The 15,219-nt window shown below is 65.4% G+C and carries 13 protein-coding genes; 7 read left to right on the forward strand and 6 right to left on the reverse strand.

Going from position 1 to position 15,219, the window contains the following annotated elements:
• Positions 1-296 precede the first annotated feature (296 nt).
• Complete coding sequence (locus DDT93_RS13755) at positions 297-674, reverse strand: hypothetical protein (protein WP_109466430.1); 378 nt, start codon at positions 672-674, stop codon at positions 297-299.
• A gap of 665 nt (positions 675-1,339) precedes the next feature.
• Here DDT93_RS13755 and DDT93_RS13760 point away from each other — a divergent pair.
• The gene (locus DDT93_RS13760) at positions 1,340-1,867 is read left to right on the forward strand and encodes an SET domain-containing protein (RefSeq protein ID WP_109466431.1); all 528 of its coding nucleotides are present in this window, start codon (positions 1,340-1,342) and stop codon (positions 1,865-1,867) included.
• A gap of 106 nt (positions 1,868-1,973) precedes the next feature.
• On the opposite strand, the gene DDT93_RS13765 is transcribed toward DDT93_RS13760, so the two are convergent.
• The 5 genes from DDT93_RS13765 to DDT93_RS13785 form a co-directional block, all read right to left on the reverse strand.
• A complete protein-coding gene (locus DDT93_RS13765) occupies positions 1,974-2,498 on the reverse strand; it encodes an outer membrane protein (protein WP_157960175.1) in 525 nt (174 codons plus the stop codon).
• A 310-nt stretch (positions 2,499-2,808) separates the two neighbouring features.
• On the reverse strand, positions 2,809-4,089 hold the full coding sequence (locus DDT93_RS13770) for a DUF3422 family protein (RefSeq protein ID WP_109466433.1): 1,281 nt from the start codon (positions 4,087-4,089) through the stop codon (positions 2,809-2,811).
• Between the two features lie 104 nt (positions 4,090-4,193).
• Positions 4,194-4,973 carry a gamma-glutamyl-gamma-aminobutyrate hydrolase family protein gene (locus tag DDT93_RS13775; RefSeq protein WP_109466434.1) on the reverse strand — a complete coding sequence of 260 codons (780 nt, stop codon included), beginning with the start codon at positions 4,971-4,973 and terminating at the stop codon, positions 4,194-4,196.
• 173 nt (positions 4,974-5,146) lie between these two features.
• Positions 5,147-7,300, reverse strand: a complete 2,154-nt coding sequence (locus DDT93_RS13780; RefSeq protein WP_109466435.1) for a malate synthase G — start codon at positions 7,298-7,300, stop codon at positions 5,147-5,149.
• Positions 7,301-7,458: 158 nt separating this feature from the next.
• Positions 7,459-7,662: a hypothetical protein gene (locus tag DDT93_RS13785; RefSeq protein ID WP_109466436.1), complete on the reverse strand. Its 204-nt coding sequence runs from the start codon at positions 7,660-7,662 to the stop codon at positions 7,459-7,461.
• A 142-nt stretch (positions 7,663-7,804) separates the two neighbouring features.
• Here DDT93_RS13785 and pepN point away from each other — a divergent pair, with 142 nt between their 5' ends.
• From pepN to DDT93_RS13815, 6 genes are all read left to right on the forward strand, one after another.
• Positions 7,805-10,357 (forward strand): aminopeptidase N, encoded by a 2,553-nt coding sequence (gene pepN / locus DDT93_RS13790; RefSeq protein WP_109466437.1) that lies wholly within the window; start codon positions 7,805-7,807, stop codon positions 10,355-10,357.
• A 2-nt stretch (positions 10,358-10,359) separates the two neighbouring features.
• Entirely contained in the window at positions 10,360-11,100 is a 741-nt protein-coding gene (locus DDT93_RS13795; RefSeq protein ID WP_109466438.1) for an SDR family oxidoreductase, read from the forward strand.
• Entirely contained in the window at positions 11,097-11,531 is a 435-nt protein-coding gene (locus DDT93_RS13800; RefSeq protein ID WP_109466439.1) for a hypothetical protein, read from the forward strand. The genes DDT93_RS13795 and DDT93_RS13800 overlap by 4 nt, the downstream gene beginning before the upstream one ends.
• Positions 11,532-11,683: 152 nt before the next feature.
• On the forward strand, positions 11,684-12,964 hold the full coding sequence (locus DDT93_RS13805) for a hypothetical protein (protein ID WP_109466440.1): 1,281 nt from the start codon (positions 11,684-11,686) through the stop codon (positions 12,962-12,964).
• A gap of 108 nt (positions 12,965-13,072) precedes the next feature.
• Positions 13,073-14,587 carry an Asp-tRNA(Asn)/Glu-tRNA(Gln) amidotransferase subunit GatB gene (gene gatB / locus DDT93_RS13810; protein ID WP_109466441.1) on the forward strand — a complete coding sequence of 505 codons (1,515 nt, stop codon included), beginning with the start codon at positions 13,073-13,075 and terminating at the stop codon, positions 14,585-14,587.
• 96 nt (positions 14,588-14,683) lie between these two features.
• Positions 14,684-15,160 (forward strand): thioesterase family protein, encoded by a 477-nt coding sequence (locus DDT93_RS13815; protein WP_109466442.1) that lies wholly within the window; start codon positions 14,684-14,686, stop codon positions 15,158-15,160.
• The last annotated feature ends 59 nt before the right edge of the window (positions 15,161-15,219 follow it).

Here is a 15,219-nt window from a genome sequence, read left to right on the forward strand (position 1 = left end):
GGCATGAAGAACGGTCAGGCGAGATTTTCGGTTGAGCCTGACTGAAATGACACAAGGCCGGGGAGCTCTACGCTCTCCGGCCTTCGGCGTTCTTGAAAAAGGTTTGGTCCAACTCTCGCCGCGATTTCTGGACATCGACTGTCGGCTTCAAGTCCAAGTCAACCGTCAAACACGCCGATCTGGCACTCCGCCGCCACCGCGAGCGAAGGGTCCGGCCCAATGGCGACCTTTGCCTGGCCGGTCATCGCTGCAGCGCCGCTTCCCCATCGCGGTCATTGAGCGCAACCCCTGATGCCCTACTCTGCCGTCCCGAGAGCATCCTGCCAGAGAGCGACGGCGCGTGGGTCATTGAGACGATCCATCCGCTCGCGAAGCTGCTCGCCCCATGGGCCATCCGCGCCGCGGGCATTCTCGATGGCGCGCGCGAAGGCGATCCTCGCCTCCTCCTCCCGTTCCAACTGAGCCAACGCAATGCCGCGTTCGAGATGGAGAAAGGCGCCCTTCGCCTTCTGGACCGGGGACAACTCGAACCCTCGGCTGGCTACGAGCGAGATCGTGCAGAACCGGAGCTTTTTCGCCCCTTCGTACCGATCCTTCCCACATGCTGCGCCCGTCAAGGCCGCCGTCAATCCGGAGATCCAGAAAATCAGGAACGCCCAGGCGAAAATGGCCATGGCCCATGTCCTGAACCGCGACGCCTCGACGCGCTTCGCCTCACCACCGATGCCTTGATTTAACAGACCCATGCCGCAGCGTAACAGCCCGCGACCGCAATTCCCAGATGAGGCACTTGGTCGGCGGGAATTGGTCTCGCGACGTGATCTCCGCGCACCCAAACTGTCGGCGACCACAGGAACCAAGCGCAACCTGCGCGCTGCATTCGAAACGCCACGCACCACCTCCTCACGCGGCCCAGACGACGCATTGTTCGCAACGTGATCCTGCAGCAAGGGCGCAGGCAAAACTTGCGGGACAAGGATGGTGTCCGTTTCCTCAAACACAGAATGAGAAATCTGTCCGTCGTGGGGATTTTCAACTGTGTAGAGCGGCCAGTCAGTTTTGCGTAGAAATTTCTACGCATTTTTGCGGCGTGATCGGTCACGTTGTCCGAATGAAGCACAAGAAAAATGACCTTGCCGACGGATTTCCGACAAGGTCTGATTTTATTGCGCCCCACAGCGCGGAATGCGTCAGCCTTCCGGGGCGGCCCTTTTTCATTTGTGAGTGTGAGCAGGGGGTGGCTCCGGGACGAGGTCAGGCCGATGAACGATCCCATCCTTGGGCAGGTGACAGGTCAGGTGCTAGGTTGGGTCGGCAGCTGCGATGATCGAGGGGCGGCATGGAACGGAAAACTCGAGGGGGCTTCCGGTTCAGGTACGAGGTGCGTGACTCTCCGGGCAAGGGTCTGGGGGTCTTCGCGCTCGACACCATTCCCGCGGGGCAGATCGTCTGGCAGTTCCTCCCCGGCCTGTTCGTGGTCCACGACGAACCGACCTTCCGCGCCCTGCTCGCCCCGATGACCCGCGACGAGGCGGTTTACCTGTTCACGCATTCCTTTGGGTTCAGGGACCTGCTGGACTGCGTGATCCGCGTGCTCGACGATGGGGCATTGATCAACCACGCGGTCGACGGGAACCTCGCGACCGGCTTCGACATCCCCCTGCACACGAGGCTCGACACTGCGTCACCGGCCTACCTCGGGCAAGTCGGGCGCGCCTTGTGTGAAGACAGGTTTGCCCTCTGGTCGTCGCGCACCATCGAGGCTGGCGAGGAGTTCACCAACAACTACTCGGACGACCTGTGCGAGCCGGCATTTTTCAACCAGTTGTACGAAGACTACGGGATCGTGGAGGACTACCTGGACTGAACCCGCTATCGGACCGCAGGCACCCGCCCGCACCACGCCCCGGAAACTCCATGAAAGCTCGTGGCGGACTGACGCCACGAGCCGAAGTTGACCGGGAGATCGGGCCTCAGAACTTCCAGGATGCCCTGAGGCTGACGCTCCATGCGTCGGCGTCTATGCCGGACCCACCGATGTTGTTGAACTCATGCTCCAGCAGTTCCACGCCGACAATCGTCTGCGGTGTGACGGCAAAGGCCGCGCCCAGACCGTAGAAGCCGCCCCAGTCATCACCCAGACCGTTGACATCGACTTCCGCGGTGCCTGCCGCGAGATACACCAATGCCTGGCCGAAATCGTAACCGGCGGTCGCCTTCACGCGCATGACCCGATCGACCGAGATCGCTCCGGGGACGAGCTCAACATCGGTCCAGTCGTATTCAAGTTCGCCGCCGAAAACCCATTGGCCCGTATCGAACCTGTACCCGGCGTGAATGCCGTAGGAGGTGTCGTCTTCCTCGATCCCGGCGACGCTGGTATCCACCTCGAGATTGCCTATGCCAGCACCGGCATAGAATCCCGACCAGTCGTTCGCGAGCACCGAAGTTGGCAGGAGCGCCAGAAGCGCGGCGCCGATCGCAAGATGCTTTTCCACTGCTGGTCTCCAAATTCACGTTGTTTCAGGCAAACCCGTAAAGTTCGAGGTTTTGCGCGGAGCGTTACGCGCAGGGTCCGACGCCGGATCAAATTTTCACACAGCCATCTCCAGACCATCAGTCGAGCGCGGACTGAAGATAGCGGGCCAAACAGCACCGCCTTGCCGGACTGCGGAGGGCGCCGGCTTTGGCCCGGCTGAGGCCTGCCTTTTCAGGCAGTCACGACGTTCGCACGCGCCAAGTGATGCCTTGGCCCGCGTCCAGCCTCGCCACCTCGCAGCAAAGTGGTGTCGACCCCGCCCCGCCCTCTCAGCCGATCCGCTTGCGGATGCGCCGCATCGCCAGCCAGACCAGCCCCACCACCACCGGCGTCACCATCGCGGTCAGCATGCCCTTGCTGGTGCCCGAAGCGTCGGCCAGGGGGTAAAGTAGGTAGGACACCAGCGAGACCGCGTAATAGCTGATCGCCACCACCGAGAGCCCCTCCACCGTGTGCTGCAGCCGGAGTTGCAGCGCCGCGCGCCGGTCCATGCTGGCCAGCAGCGCCTGGTTCTGGGCGCTGCGCTCCACGTCCACCCGCGTGCGCAGCAGGTCGCCCGTGCGCATGGCCCGGTCCGCCAGTGCCTCCAGCCGCCGCTCGGTCGACTTGACGGTCCGCATCGCCGGTTCATAGCGCCGCATCATGAACTCGCGGAAGGTCTGCCGCCCCTGAAACCGCGTCTCGCGCAGCGCGTCGATCCGCTGGTTGACGATGGCCTCGTAGGCCCCTGTCGCGCCCAGCCGGAAGGACGAGCGCGCCGCCGTGGTCTCCAGCTCGGCCGAGACCGAGAGCAGTCGGTGCAGCGTGCCCTCGGCCTCGCTGTCGGGCCCGCCCATTTCCTGCATCAGCTCGGTCAGGCGGTTCTCCATCCGTCCGATGCCGTCGGAGATGTCGCGCACGCGCATCAGCCCCAGCATCGACATGGCCTTGTAGGTCTCGATCTCGCAAAGGCGCTGAACCACCCGGCCGATCCGCCGCTGCCCGGTCGTGGGCGCGACGAAGACGGCAAAGCGCATGTGCCCCGCCGGGTCGATGCGGAAATCCCCGGCGATCACGGCGGCGTCGTCCAGAACCCGCGACACCGCGAGGCTTTCGGGCACGAACCAGGCCGCGATGTCCTCGGCCACCTTCGCGTCATCCTCCCACGGACAGACACGGAGGATCGCCGAGGTGATCCGCTGCCCCGGTGCGCGGTCCAGCCAGTCGCCGGGAAAGACCGCAAAATCCTTGGCGTCGAAGGCACCGCCGCCGGGCCCGTCGAGGAAGGCGCTGTAGGTCACGAACTCGGTGTGCTGTTCCCACTTCAGTTCGTGCCGTCCGATCCGGCCGGAGTAATGGGTCGCGCCCGGCGGCGGATGCGCCACGCCGTGTCGGTCCAGCAATTCGATCAGGTGCGCGCGGTCCGCGCCAAGGTCCCGCGCCGCCGCATCGACCGGCTGCTTGATGGCGATGAAGACCGCCGTCGAGGGGGCCGACAGCGACGGAAACGGCCGCGCGTGCAGCTCGTTGGCCAATTCATAGCGCAGAGGATGGTCAGCGATCGGTGTCATGGCAAATCCTCGATTTGCCGGACAGACTAGGGCACCGCGCGCCGAATGGGAAGTTTGATGTTTAAATTCAGAAGCTTACCGGAATGCAATGGTATACCGGGCTGTTACCCGGTCCGCTTTAGCATCTCAGGCCGCGCGCCACCCGCCCAGGCCCGCGTCGCCTCGCCGAAGGCTTCGAACAGCGGGCGCGACACCGGATCGTTCTCGGCATCCCATTCCGGGTGCCATTGCACGGCCAGCGTAAAGCCCGGCGCATCCTTCACGTAGATCGCCTCGGGCGTGCCATCGGGGGCGTAGCCGTCGATGACGATGCGCGGTCCCGGGGCCTTGATCCCCTGCCCGTGCAGCGTGTTGGTCATCACCGCCGTCTTGCCGAAAACGCGGTGGAACGGGCCGCCCTCGGTCACCGTCACCTCGTGGCGCAGCGCGAATTTCTCTTCCATCGTGCCGTCCGGCGGCATCCGATGGTTCATACGGCCCGGCAGTTCCCGGATCTCGGGGTAGAGCGTGCCGCCCATCGCCACGTTGACCTCCTGAAACCCGCGGCAGATGCCGAGAAAGGGCTGCCCGCGCTCGACGCAGGCCCGCACCAGCGGCAGGACGATGGCATCGCGGGCGCGGTCAAAGGCGCCGTGTTTCTCGGTCGCGGCCTCGCCATATTCTTCCGGGTGAACGTTGGGCCGACCGCCGGTCAGCACGAAGCCGTCGCAGGCTTCCAGCAGGTCATCGACCGAAACGAGGTTCGGATCGGCGGGGATCAGCAGTGGCAGACCGTGCGCCACATGCGCCACCGCGCAGGAGTTCATCGACCCGCCGGCATGGACCGGATACTGGTCGTTCAGAAGGTGGACGTTTCCGATGATACCGATGACGGGACGTTTCATGGCTCTGCCTGGCCTCTCTTCACGCCCATAATGTAGTAGACCCCGGCCCGGCCCGCAACAAGACGGCCCTGCACCACGGCGCAAGCCAATCTGCCCATACGCACAATTAAGCGGCAAAGCGCCTGTGACTGCGCTCTGCCGCTCGCATGAGTTCCAATGGCCCTGATCCGGCCTCAGCCGGCCGACTTGAGCTCCAGCCGGCGCGCGTGCAGCACCGGTTCGGTATAGCCCGAGGGCTGAACCCGGCCCTTGAAGACAAGGTCGCAAGCCGCCTGGAACGCGATGCCCTCGAATCCGGGCGCCATCGGGCGATAGGCCGGGTCATCGGCGTTCTGACGGTCCACCACTGCGGCCATCTTGCGCATTGCCGCCATCACCTGCGCCTCGTCCGCGACGCCGTGGTGCAGCCAGTTGGCCAACGCCTGGCTCGAGATGCGGCAGGTCGCGCGGTCTTCCATCAGGCCGACGTCATGGATGTCGGGCACCTTGGAACAGCCGACGCCCTGATCGACCCAGCGGACGACGTAACCGAGGATGCCCTGCGCGTTGTTCTCGATCTCGCGGGCCAGTTCCTCGTCCGACAGGTTGCGCCCTGCCATGACCGGAATGGTCAGCAGGTCGCCCAGCGTCCCCCGCGCGCCCCCTGCCCTGATCTCGTCCTGACGGGCAAAGACATCGACCTGGTGGTAATGGGTGGCATGGAGCGTGGCGGCCGTGGGCGACGGCACCCATGCACAGTTCGCGCCCGATTTCGGGTGACCGATCTTGGCCTCCAGCATGTCAGCCATCCGGTCGGGAATGGCCCACATGCCCTTGCCGATCTGCGCCTTGCCCTGCAAGCCGCAGGCCAGTCCGATATCGACGTTCCGGTCCTCGTAGGAGGCGATCCAGGCCGTCGACTTCATCTCGCCCTTGGGCAGCATGGGCCCGGCCTCCATCGAGGTATGGATCTCGTCGCCCGTCCGGTCGAGGAAGCCGGTGTTGATGAAGGCCACGCGCGCCTTTGCCGCGCGGATGCATTCCTTGAGGTTCACCGAGGTGCGGCGCTCCTCGTCCATGATCCCGAGCTTCACCGTGTTGCGCGGCAGACCGAGGATGTCCTCGACCAAGTCGAAGATCTCGACCGCAAAGGCGACTTCCTCGGGCCCGTGCATCTTGGGCTTCACCACGTAGACCGACCCGTGGACCGAGTTTCCACCCTCGGCCTGCAGATCGTGGATGGCGATCGCCGTGGTCACCAGCGCGTCCATCAGCCCCTCGCCGATCTCGCGCCCTTCGGCATCCAGAACGGCGGGGTTGGTCATCAGGTGCCCGACGTTGCGCACCAGCATGAGCGAGCGCATCTTGATCACCTTCGTCTCCCCGGACGGGGTGGTGAAGGTCTCGTCGGCGTTCAGCTTGCGGGTAAAGGTCTTGCCGCCCTTGGTGACCTCCTCGGCGAGGTCGCCCTTCATCAGGCCAAGCCAGTTCGAATAGGCCAGGACCTTGTCCTCGGCATCCACGCAGGCGACCGAGTCCTCGCAGTCCATGATGGTGGACATGGCCGACTCGAGCCAGACGTCGCAGATGCCCGCCGGGTCCTGCTGGCCCACCGGATGGCTCGGGTCCACCACGACCTCGATCAGCAAACCGTTCTTGTTGAACAGGATTTCGGGCTGCCCATTGTCGTTGGTGCGGTAGCTGTCGAACTGCCCCGGCTCGGCCAGCGCGACGGATTTCCCGCCAGCCTCGACCACCAGCGCGCCGTCCTCGACCGCGATCTTGCTGACCTCGGCCCAGGACGCGCCGGCCAGCGGCACCGCCTTGTCGAGGTGCGCCTTGGCCCAGGCGATGACCCGTGCGCCGCGTTCGGCGTTGTAGCCGCCGCCAGCGGGCAGGTCGCCTAGCGCATCGGTGCCGTAGAGCGCATCGTAGAGCGAGCCCCAGCGCGCGTTCGCCGCGTTCAGCGCGAAACGGGCGTTGGTGATCGGAACCACCAGCTGCGGCCCCGGAACCGCGGCGATCTCGGGGTCGACCCCGGCCGTCTCGATCGCGAAGTCAGCGCCCTCGGGCAGCAGGTAGCCGATTTCGCGCAGGAAGGACTCGTAGGCGGCCGCGTCGTGGGGCTGGCCGCGTCGCTGCACATGCCAACCGTCGATCTGCTGCTGGATCTCCTCGCGCCGCGCCAGCAACGCCCGGTTCTTCGGCCCGAGTTCAGCGGTCATGCGCGCGAGACCCGCCCAGAAGGCCGCGGTGTCGACACCGGTGCCCGGCAGCGCCCGCCCCTCGATGAACTCGACGAGTTCGGTGGCAACTTGCAGGCCGTTTCTGTCCTGTCGCGTCGTCATGGATTCTGGTCCTTCGGCTGGTGTTTGCGCCAATTAGAACCAAAAGTTTCCTATAGGCAACAAGCTGGTCAGCTTTTGTTACCAATCTTCGACGAGATCTATTTCAAAAAAATTTTGCTAGTCTCCGGACATTCTTCGCTCGTTCGAGAAGGCGCCTCTTAGGAGCCGTTCCCGCTCTCGCCCTCCATCACCTGCGGATTGGTGTCCGGCGCGGCCCCCGCCGGGTCCTCGGCCTCCTGACCCGCAAGGATGATCCAGCCCGCCGTCAGGACCACGACAAAGGCAAGGCACAGGCCGATGCCGATCAGCGGGCCACGATGGCGTTTCACCTGTTTCTCGGTATTCGTTTCGGGAGCCGACACAGCGTTCTCCTCTCTATGGTCGTCAGGCAGCACGGGCCTACGCCACCCGAACGGTCGCGAGTGTTGCAGCCTAAGGGTTTGAGACTTAACAACAGGGCAAAGGGCATGGTTCCGCCTTGTCCAAGCTCAGCAAGGATCAGACATGAAAGACGCCGCGCCGCAGACCATCTACCTCAAGGACTACCAGCCCTTCGGCTTCGTGCTCCGCTCGGTCAGCCTCACCTTCGTGCTCTCTCCCAACGCCACCCGGGTCAAAAGCCGGATCGCGTTCGAGCCGAACCCCGACGCCCCGGCGCACAGGTTCTTCCTGCATGGCGAAAAGCTCAAGCTGATCTCGGCCCGGATCGACGGCAAGGCCGTCACCCCCGAGGTCACGCCCGAGGGGCTGACCTGCGATGTCCCCGATGCGCCCTTCATCTGGGAGGCCGAGGTCGAGATCGACCCGGCCAACAACTTCGCGCTCGAGGGGCTCTACATGTCGAACGGCATGTACTGCACCCAGTGCGAGGCCGAAGGTTTCCGCAAGATCACCTACTATCCCGACCGCCCCGACGTGATGAGCGTGTTTACCGTGCGCATCGAGGGCGACCTGCCGGTGCTGCTGTCGAACGGCAACCCGGTGAAGAGCGGCGATGGCTGGGCGGAATGGCACGATCCCTGGCCCAAGCCCGCCTATCTCTTTGCCCTCGTCGCGGGCGAACTCGTCGCCCACTCCGACAGCTACACCACCTGCTCCGGCAACCATGTCGACCTGAACCTATGGGTGCGCCCGGGGGACGAAGGCAAATGCGCCTTCGGCATGGAGGCGCTGAAGAAGTCGATGCAGTGGGATGAAGAGGTTTATGGACGCGAATACGACCTCGACGTGTTCAATATCGTGGCCGTGGACGACTTCAACATGGGCGCGATGGAAAACAAGGGCTTGAACATTTTCAACTCTTCCGCGGTTCTGGCGAGCCCGGAGACCTCTACAGATATGAATTTCGAACGTATCGAGGCAATCATCGCCCACGAGTACTTCCACAACTGGACCGGCAACCGGATCACCTGCCGCGACTGGTTCCAGCTCTGCCTGAAGGAAGGTCTGACGGTATTCCGGGACAGTCAGTTCACCTCTGACATGCGCTCGGCCCCGGTCAAGCGCATCGGCGATGTCATCGACCTGCGCGCGCGCCAGTTCCCCGAGGACAACGGCCCGCTGTCGCACCCGGTTCGGCCCGAGAGCTTTCAGGAAATCAACAACTTCTACACCGCGACCGTCTACGAGAAGGGCGCCGAGGTGATCGGGATGCTGAAGCGGCTGGTCGGCGACGCCGCCTATGCCGAGGCGCTGGACCTCTATTTCGCCCGCCACGACGGCGAGGCCTGCACCATCGAGGACTGGCTGAAGGTCTTCGAAGATGTCACCGGCCGCGACCTGAGCCAGTTCAAGCGCTGGTATTCGCAGGCCGGAACGCCGCGCGTGCAGGTGGAAGAGGATTATTCCGAAGGTACTTACACGCTGACCTTCACGCAAAGCACGCCCGCCAGCGTCGCCACGCCCGCCCCCCAGCCGCAGGTGATCCCGGTGGCCGTCGGACTGCTGGGCCAGAACGGTGACGAGGTGCGCGAGACCGAGCTGCTGGAACTGACCGAGGCGCGCCAGAGCTTCGAATTCACCGGGCTCGGCAGCAAGCCCGTCCCTTCCATCCTGCGCGGGTTTTCCGCCCCGGTGATCCTCGAACGCGAGAGTACCACCGAGGAGCGCGCCTTTCTGCTGGCGCATGACACCGACCCGTTCAACCGCTGGGAAGCGGGCAGCGCGCTGGCGCGGGCCAACCTGATGGAGATGGCGGCCGAGGGCGCGGTGCCTGACAGCGCCTATCTTGACGGCATCCTCGCGGTGCTGCGCGACGACACGCTCGACCCTGCCTATCGCGCCCTGATGCTGGGCCTGCCCGGGCAGTCCGAACTGGCCGCGTCCCTCGCCGAAAAGGGCATCACACCCGATCCGATGGCGATCTGGACGGCGGTCGAAACCCTGCGTCAGGCGCTGGCGGAACACGCGCAGGACACCCTGCCGCGCCTCTTCGCCCAGTCCCGGGTCGACGCCCCCTATGCGCCCGACGCCGAGCAGTCGGGCAAGCGGGCGCTGGCCGGGGCCGTGCTCGCCCTGATCAGCCGGCTGGATGGCGGCGCCGAGGCGGCGCGGCAATACGCGACGGCCGACAACATGACCCTGCAGCTCTCGGCCCTGACCTGCCTGCTCAAGACCGGCAAGGGCGAGGCCGAACTCGGCGCCTTCTACGACCAGTGGCAGCATGACCGGCTGGTGATCGACAAGTGGTTCTCGCTGCAGGTGATGATGGCGCAGCCAGGACAGACGGCTTCGGTCACCAAGGCCCTGACCCAGCATCGGGATTTCAACTGGAAGAACCCCAACCGCTTCCGCGCCACGCTGGGTGCGCTGGCCGGCAACCATGCCGGGTTCCACGCTGCCGACGGGTCGGGCTATGCCCTGCTGGCCGACTGGCTGATCACGCTGGACCCGGTCAACCCGCAGACCACCGCGCGCATGTGCTCGGCCTTCCAGACCTGGAAGCGCTACGACGCCGGGCGGCAGGGCCTCGTGCGGGCCCAGTTGGACCGGATCATGGCGCAGCCCGGACTCTCCCGCGACACCAGCGAGATGGTCTCGCGCATTCTGGGGGCCTGAGGATGCGCCCGGTTCTCCTGATCACCGGTGCCAGCTCCGGCATAGGGGCCGCCATCGCGGCCCTCGCCGCCGCGCGCGGCTATGATCTGATGCTGACCTACAACGGCAACGCCTCCGGCATCGAGGAGGTGGCGCGCACCGCCGGGGCCGCAGGTGCGCGCGTGGTGACGCACAAGACCGACGTCGCCGACCCCGCGCAGATCGACGAGTTGTTTCTGGCGCTCGACGCCGCCTATGGGCGGATCGACGCGCTGGTGAACAACGCGGGCGTGGTCGACATGCCCGCCAAGGTCACCGACATGACCCACGAGCGGTTGCGCCGGATGTTCGACATCAACGTGATCGGCGCGATGCTGGTCGCCAAGGCCGCCGTCCTGCGGATGCAGGCGCAGGGCTCGGGCGGTGCAATCGTCAACATCTCGTCGGCAGCTGCACGTCTCGGCTCGGCAAACCAGTTTGTGGATTACGCAGCCTCCAAGGCCGCAATCGACATATTTACCAAGGGCTTGGCGGAGGAGGTTTCTGTGGACAAAATCCGCGTCAACAGCCTGCGCCCCGGCCTGATCGACACCGGCATCCATGCCAAGGGCGGGCAGCCCGACCGCGCCCAGCGGCTGGCGCACATGGTGCCGATGCAACGGGTCGGCACCCCGGAGGAGGTGGCGGACTCCGCCCTCTTCCTGCTGTCGGACGCCGCGAGCTACGTGACAGGGGCCTTTCTCGACGTCTCGGGCGGTCGGTGAGCGCGGCGCCCCTCGTCTTTACCCGGCAAGGCCGATCGCTGCGCGCCCTGCTGGCCCTTGCCCTCGCCTATGCCCTGATGGCCGCCGCGCTGCTTCTGCTCGATGCCGCGTGGTGGATCGTCGGCTTCTTCGCGCTGCTGACCCTGCCCGCGCTCCACGATCTCTGGCGCAACCCCGAGGCGGGGCTACACCTCGACAACCTGATGTTGCACTGGCACAGCGGCCGCAGGCAGGCGAGCGTGGCTCTGGCCGAGATCGATCACATGCGGCTCGACACCCGATGGGACTTCTCGGTGCGTGCCACCGCGATCCTTACCAACCGCACCCGCCTGCGCATCCCGGCCGAGTGCCTGCCGCCCCACCGGGTGTTCGAGGCCGCGCTGGAGGCCCGGGGCGTTGCGGTGCAGCGCCATCATTTCACCGTGTTCTGAGCCCTTCCGGCAAGAAGCCGCCGCAATTGCCCGCAACTGTCCCGATAAGCCACAAAGCTTGTCCCGAAACACCCCACCCCCGCCATCATTGCGCCCGAAACGGAGCGGAGGATGTCCGAACCTACCGGACACCCAATCGCGGACTGCTGCCAATGAATACCCTGCCGCTCGGGCTCGACAGACTGAACAGGATGGTCTCGACGACCCTCGCCCGCCTGACCCGCGCGCAGGGGCCCGCCGAAGAGCCGACCCCGGTCTATGCGCTGGCCTCGCCCCGCTACGACCAGCACCTCTCGATCCCCGTCAAGGAAACCACCGCCGATGCGCGCGCCGCCCGCGACACCGAGGCGCGCGGCCAGTTCCTCGCGCGGCAGGAACGCTGGGACGAGCTGATCGACGAAATCCGTGAAGCCGACCAGACCCGAGCCGTTACCCCCGGCGGTGTCCCCATCGGCGAACTGCTGGCCTTTGGCGCGCGCAGCGACGTGGTGCTGGCGGCGGAACATGCGCTCGACGAGGGCACGCCCTCGGACGAGAGCTTCATCACCGACGGGATCAAGTCGCTGGAGAACATGCGCCGCGACATGAACGACGACCCCTACATGGCGCTGGTCGTCGCCCTCACCCATATCGACGTGGCCTGGGCCTGGCACGGCAACCGGCCCGACTCGCGCCTGCCCAAGCTGCACCGCACCCGGTTCAAGACGCACTTCGACCGCGCCATCGCCATCATGGCCCCGTTCAGCGGCCTCGAACTCGACAGCCCGCTGATCGCCACCGCCCAATGCGCCCTGCTGGCCGGCGAGGAAGACCCCGAGGGCCGCGTCAGCGACGACTACGAGGACCTGATCGACCTCGACCCGCACAACCACCGCCACATGCGCGCGCTCGGCTATCATCTGCTGCCGCGCTGGTTCGGCTCCTACGACAGGCTGGAACTAGAAGCGCGGCGCACCGCCGCCCGCACACAGGACATCTGGGGCGCCGGGGCCTATGCCTGGGTCAACTTCGACGCCATCGCCATGGACGAGATCGCCTGCGCGCGCCTTGACGTGGAGTATTTCATCGAGGGCCTGCGCGACATCATCGCCGCCCGCCCCGAGCAGGAGATGATCAACCTGCTGGCCGCCTATTGCTCGATCACCATCCGCCAGAACGAGGGCGAGAGCAGCGAGGCCGACTTCAACCGCTACCTGATCGCCGATTGCGCCGACTGGCTGATCCGCGACCACCTGACCGAGGTGCATCCGCTGGTCTGGGCCCATGCGCTGGACCCCTTCGACAACAACGCCCGCGTAAGCTCGGTCAACCGCTTCGCCGCGCGCGGCCGCCGCTTTGCACTTCAGGCCATCGGCGAACTGTTCCGCGAAGAGATCAACAAGGGCGGGCACGTGACCTTCACCATCGACGGCCCCCGGTTCGACGCCGCCTGAAGACCGGGCCTGCACACCGGGCCCACAAACCGGGCCCGCCCCCCTCTTGCCCCCTCGCCGTGGCTGGCCTAGAACGCAAGCCGATATTGCGATGAAGAGGCGCGGAACATGCTGGATCTGACCTACGAGGCCCCCAAGGTGAAGACCATCGCCGGGGCCAAGCACGACTGGGAACTGGTGATCGGCATGGAGGTCCATGCGCAGGTCTCGTCCAACGCGAAACTCTTCTCGGGCGCCTCGACCAAGTTCGGCGCCGAGCCGAACTCGAACGTGGCCTTCGTGGACGCGGCCATGCCCGGTATGCTGCCCGTAATCAACGAGTTCTGCGTGGAACAGGCCGTGCGCACCGGGCTGGGGCTCAAGGCCGGGATCAACCTGACCAGCGCCTTCGACCGCAAGAACTACTTCTACCCCGACCTGCCGCAGGGCTACCAGATTTCCCAGCTCTACCACCCCATCGTGGGCGAAGGCGAAGTGCTGGTCGAAATGGGCCCGGGTGTCGCCCGCAAGGTCCGCATCGAGCGCATCCACCTCGAACAGGACGCCGGCAAGTCGATCCACGACATGGATCCGCACATGTCCTTCGTCGACCTCAACCGCACCGGCGTGGCGCTGATGGAGATCGTCAGCCGCCCCGATATCCGCGGCCCGGAAGAGGCCGCCGCCTACATCACCAAGCTGCGTCAGATCCTGCGCTACCTTGGCACCTGCGATGGCAACATGCAGAACGGCAACCTGCGGGCTGACGTCAACGTCTCGATCTGCCTGCCCGGCGCCTACGAGAAGTATCAGGAAACGCAGGACTTCTCGCACCTCGGCACCCGCTGCGAGATCAAGAACATGAACTCGATGCGCTTCATCCAGCAGGCCATCGAGTACGAGGCGCGCCGCCAGATCGCCATCGTCGAGGGCGGCGGCAAGGTCGATCAGGAAACCCGCCTCTACGACCCGGACAAGGGCGAGACCCGCTCTATGCGATCCAAGGAAGAAGCGCACGATTACCGCTACTTCCCCGACCCCGACCTGCTGCCGCTCGAGATCGAGCAGGCGTGGGTGGACGACATCGCCGCCTCGCTGCCGGAACTGCCGGACCAGAAGAAGGCCCGCTTCATGGGCGACTATGGCCTGTCGGACTATGACGCCAGCGTCCTGACCGCCGAGCACGAGAACGCCGCCTTCTTCGAGGACGTGGCGAACGCCTCCGACGGCAAGCTGGCCGCCAACTGGGTGATCAACGACCTGTTTGGCCGCCTGAAGAAGGACGGCGACAAGGGCATCTCCGAGAGCCCGGTAAGCCCGGCGCAGCTGGGCGGGATCATCAACCTGATCCAGAAGGGCGACATTTCGGGCAAGATCGCCAAGGACCTGTTCGAGATCGTCTATGCCGAAGGCGGCGACCCGAGCCAGATCGTCGAAGAGCGCGGCATGAAGCAGGTCACCGACACCGGCGCCATCGAGGCCGCCGTGGACGAGGTGATCGCGGCCAACCCGGCGCAGGTCGAGAAGGCTCAGGCGAACCCCAAGCTCGCGGGCTGGTTCGTGGGGCAGGTCATGAAGGCCACGGGCGGCAAGGCCAACCCGGCCGCCGTGAACGAGCTCGTCATGAAAAAGCTCGGTCTCTGAGACGGGCGACACAGGATAGCGGGGCCGGCAATCACTGCCGGCCTTTTTCTTGCCCGGTCCCGACCGGGTCGCGGGACCACCCAGACGGAGGACAGGATGAACCGCCCATTCAGATCGCAGCCGATGATCGTGAAACCCGAGTGGATCGACTATAACGGCCACCTCAACATGGCCTACTACTCGGTGCTGTTCGACCAGGGCGTCGATGACGTCTGGGACCGTTTCGGCCTTGGCCCCGCCTACCGCGACGAACGCAAGATGACGACCTACACGGCCGAATTCCACATCCGCTACATCCGCGAGCTGCATGTGAACGACAAGGTCACCTGCTCGTTCCAGATCGTCGACTACGACGCCAAGCGCGTGCACAGCTATCAGGAACTCTACCACGAGGACGGCTGGCTGGCGGCCACCGGCGAGTCGCTGTTCCTGTCCATCGACCAGTCCGGCGCCCCGAAGGTCGCCCCCTTCCCCGAGGACATCATGGCGAAGATCCGGGAATTTGCCGGCGAGCAGTCCGATCTGCCCCGTCCGGACAACGCCGGGCGGCAGATCGCCATCCTCCGCAAATAGTCGCCGACGTCAGGACTTTTGCCCGGTGCGAAACCTGTTAGATTGCGGGAACAAAGACG

Origin of the sequence: Albibacillus kandeliae (assembly GCF_003116585.1) — a bacterium.
Taxonomy (GTDB): Bacteria; Pseudomonadota; Alphaproteobacteria; order Rhodobacterales; family Rhodobacteraceae; genus Albibacillus; species Albibacillus kandeliae.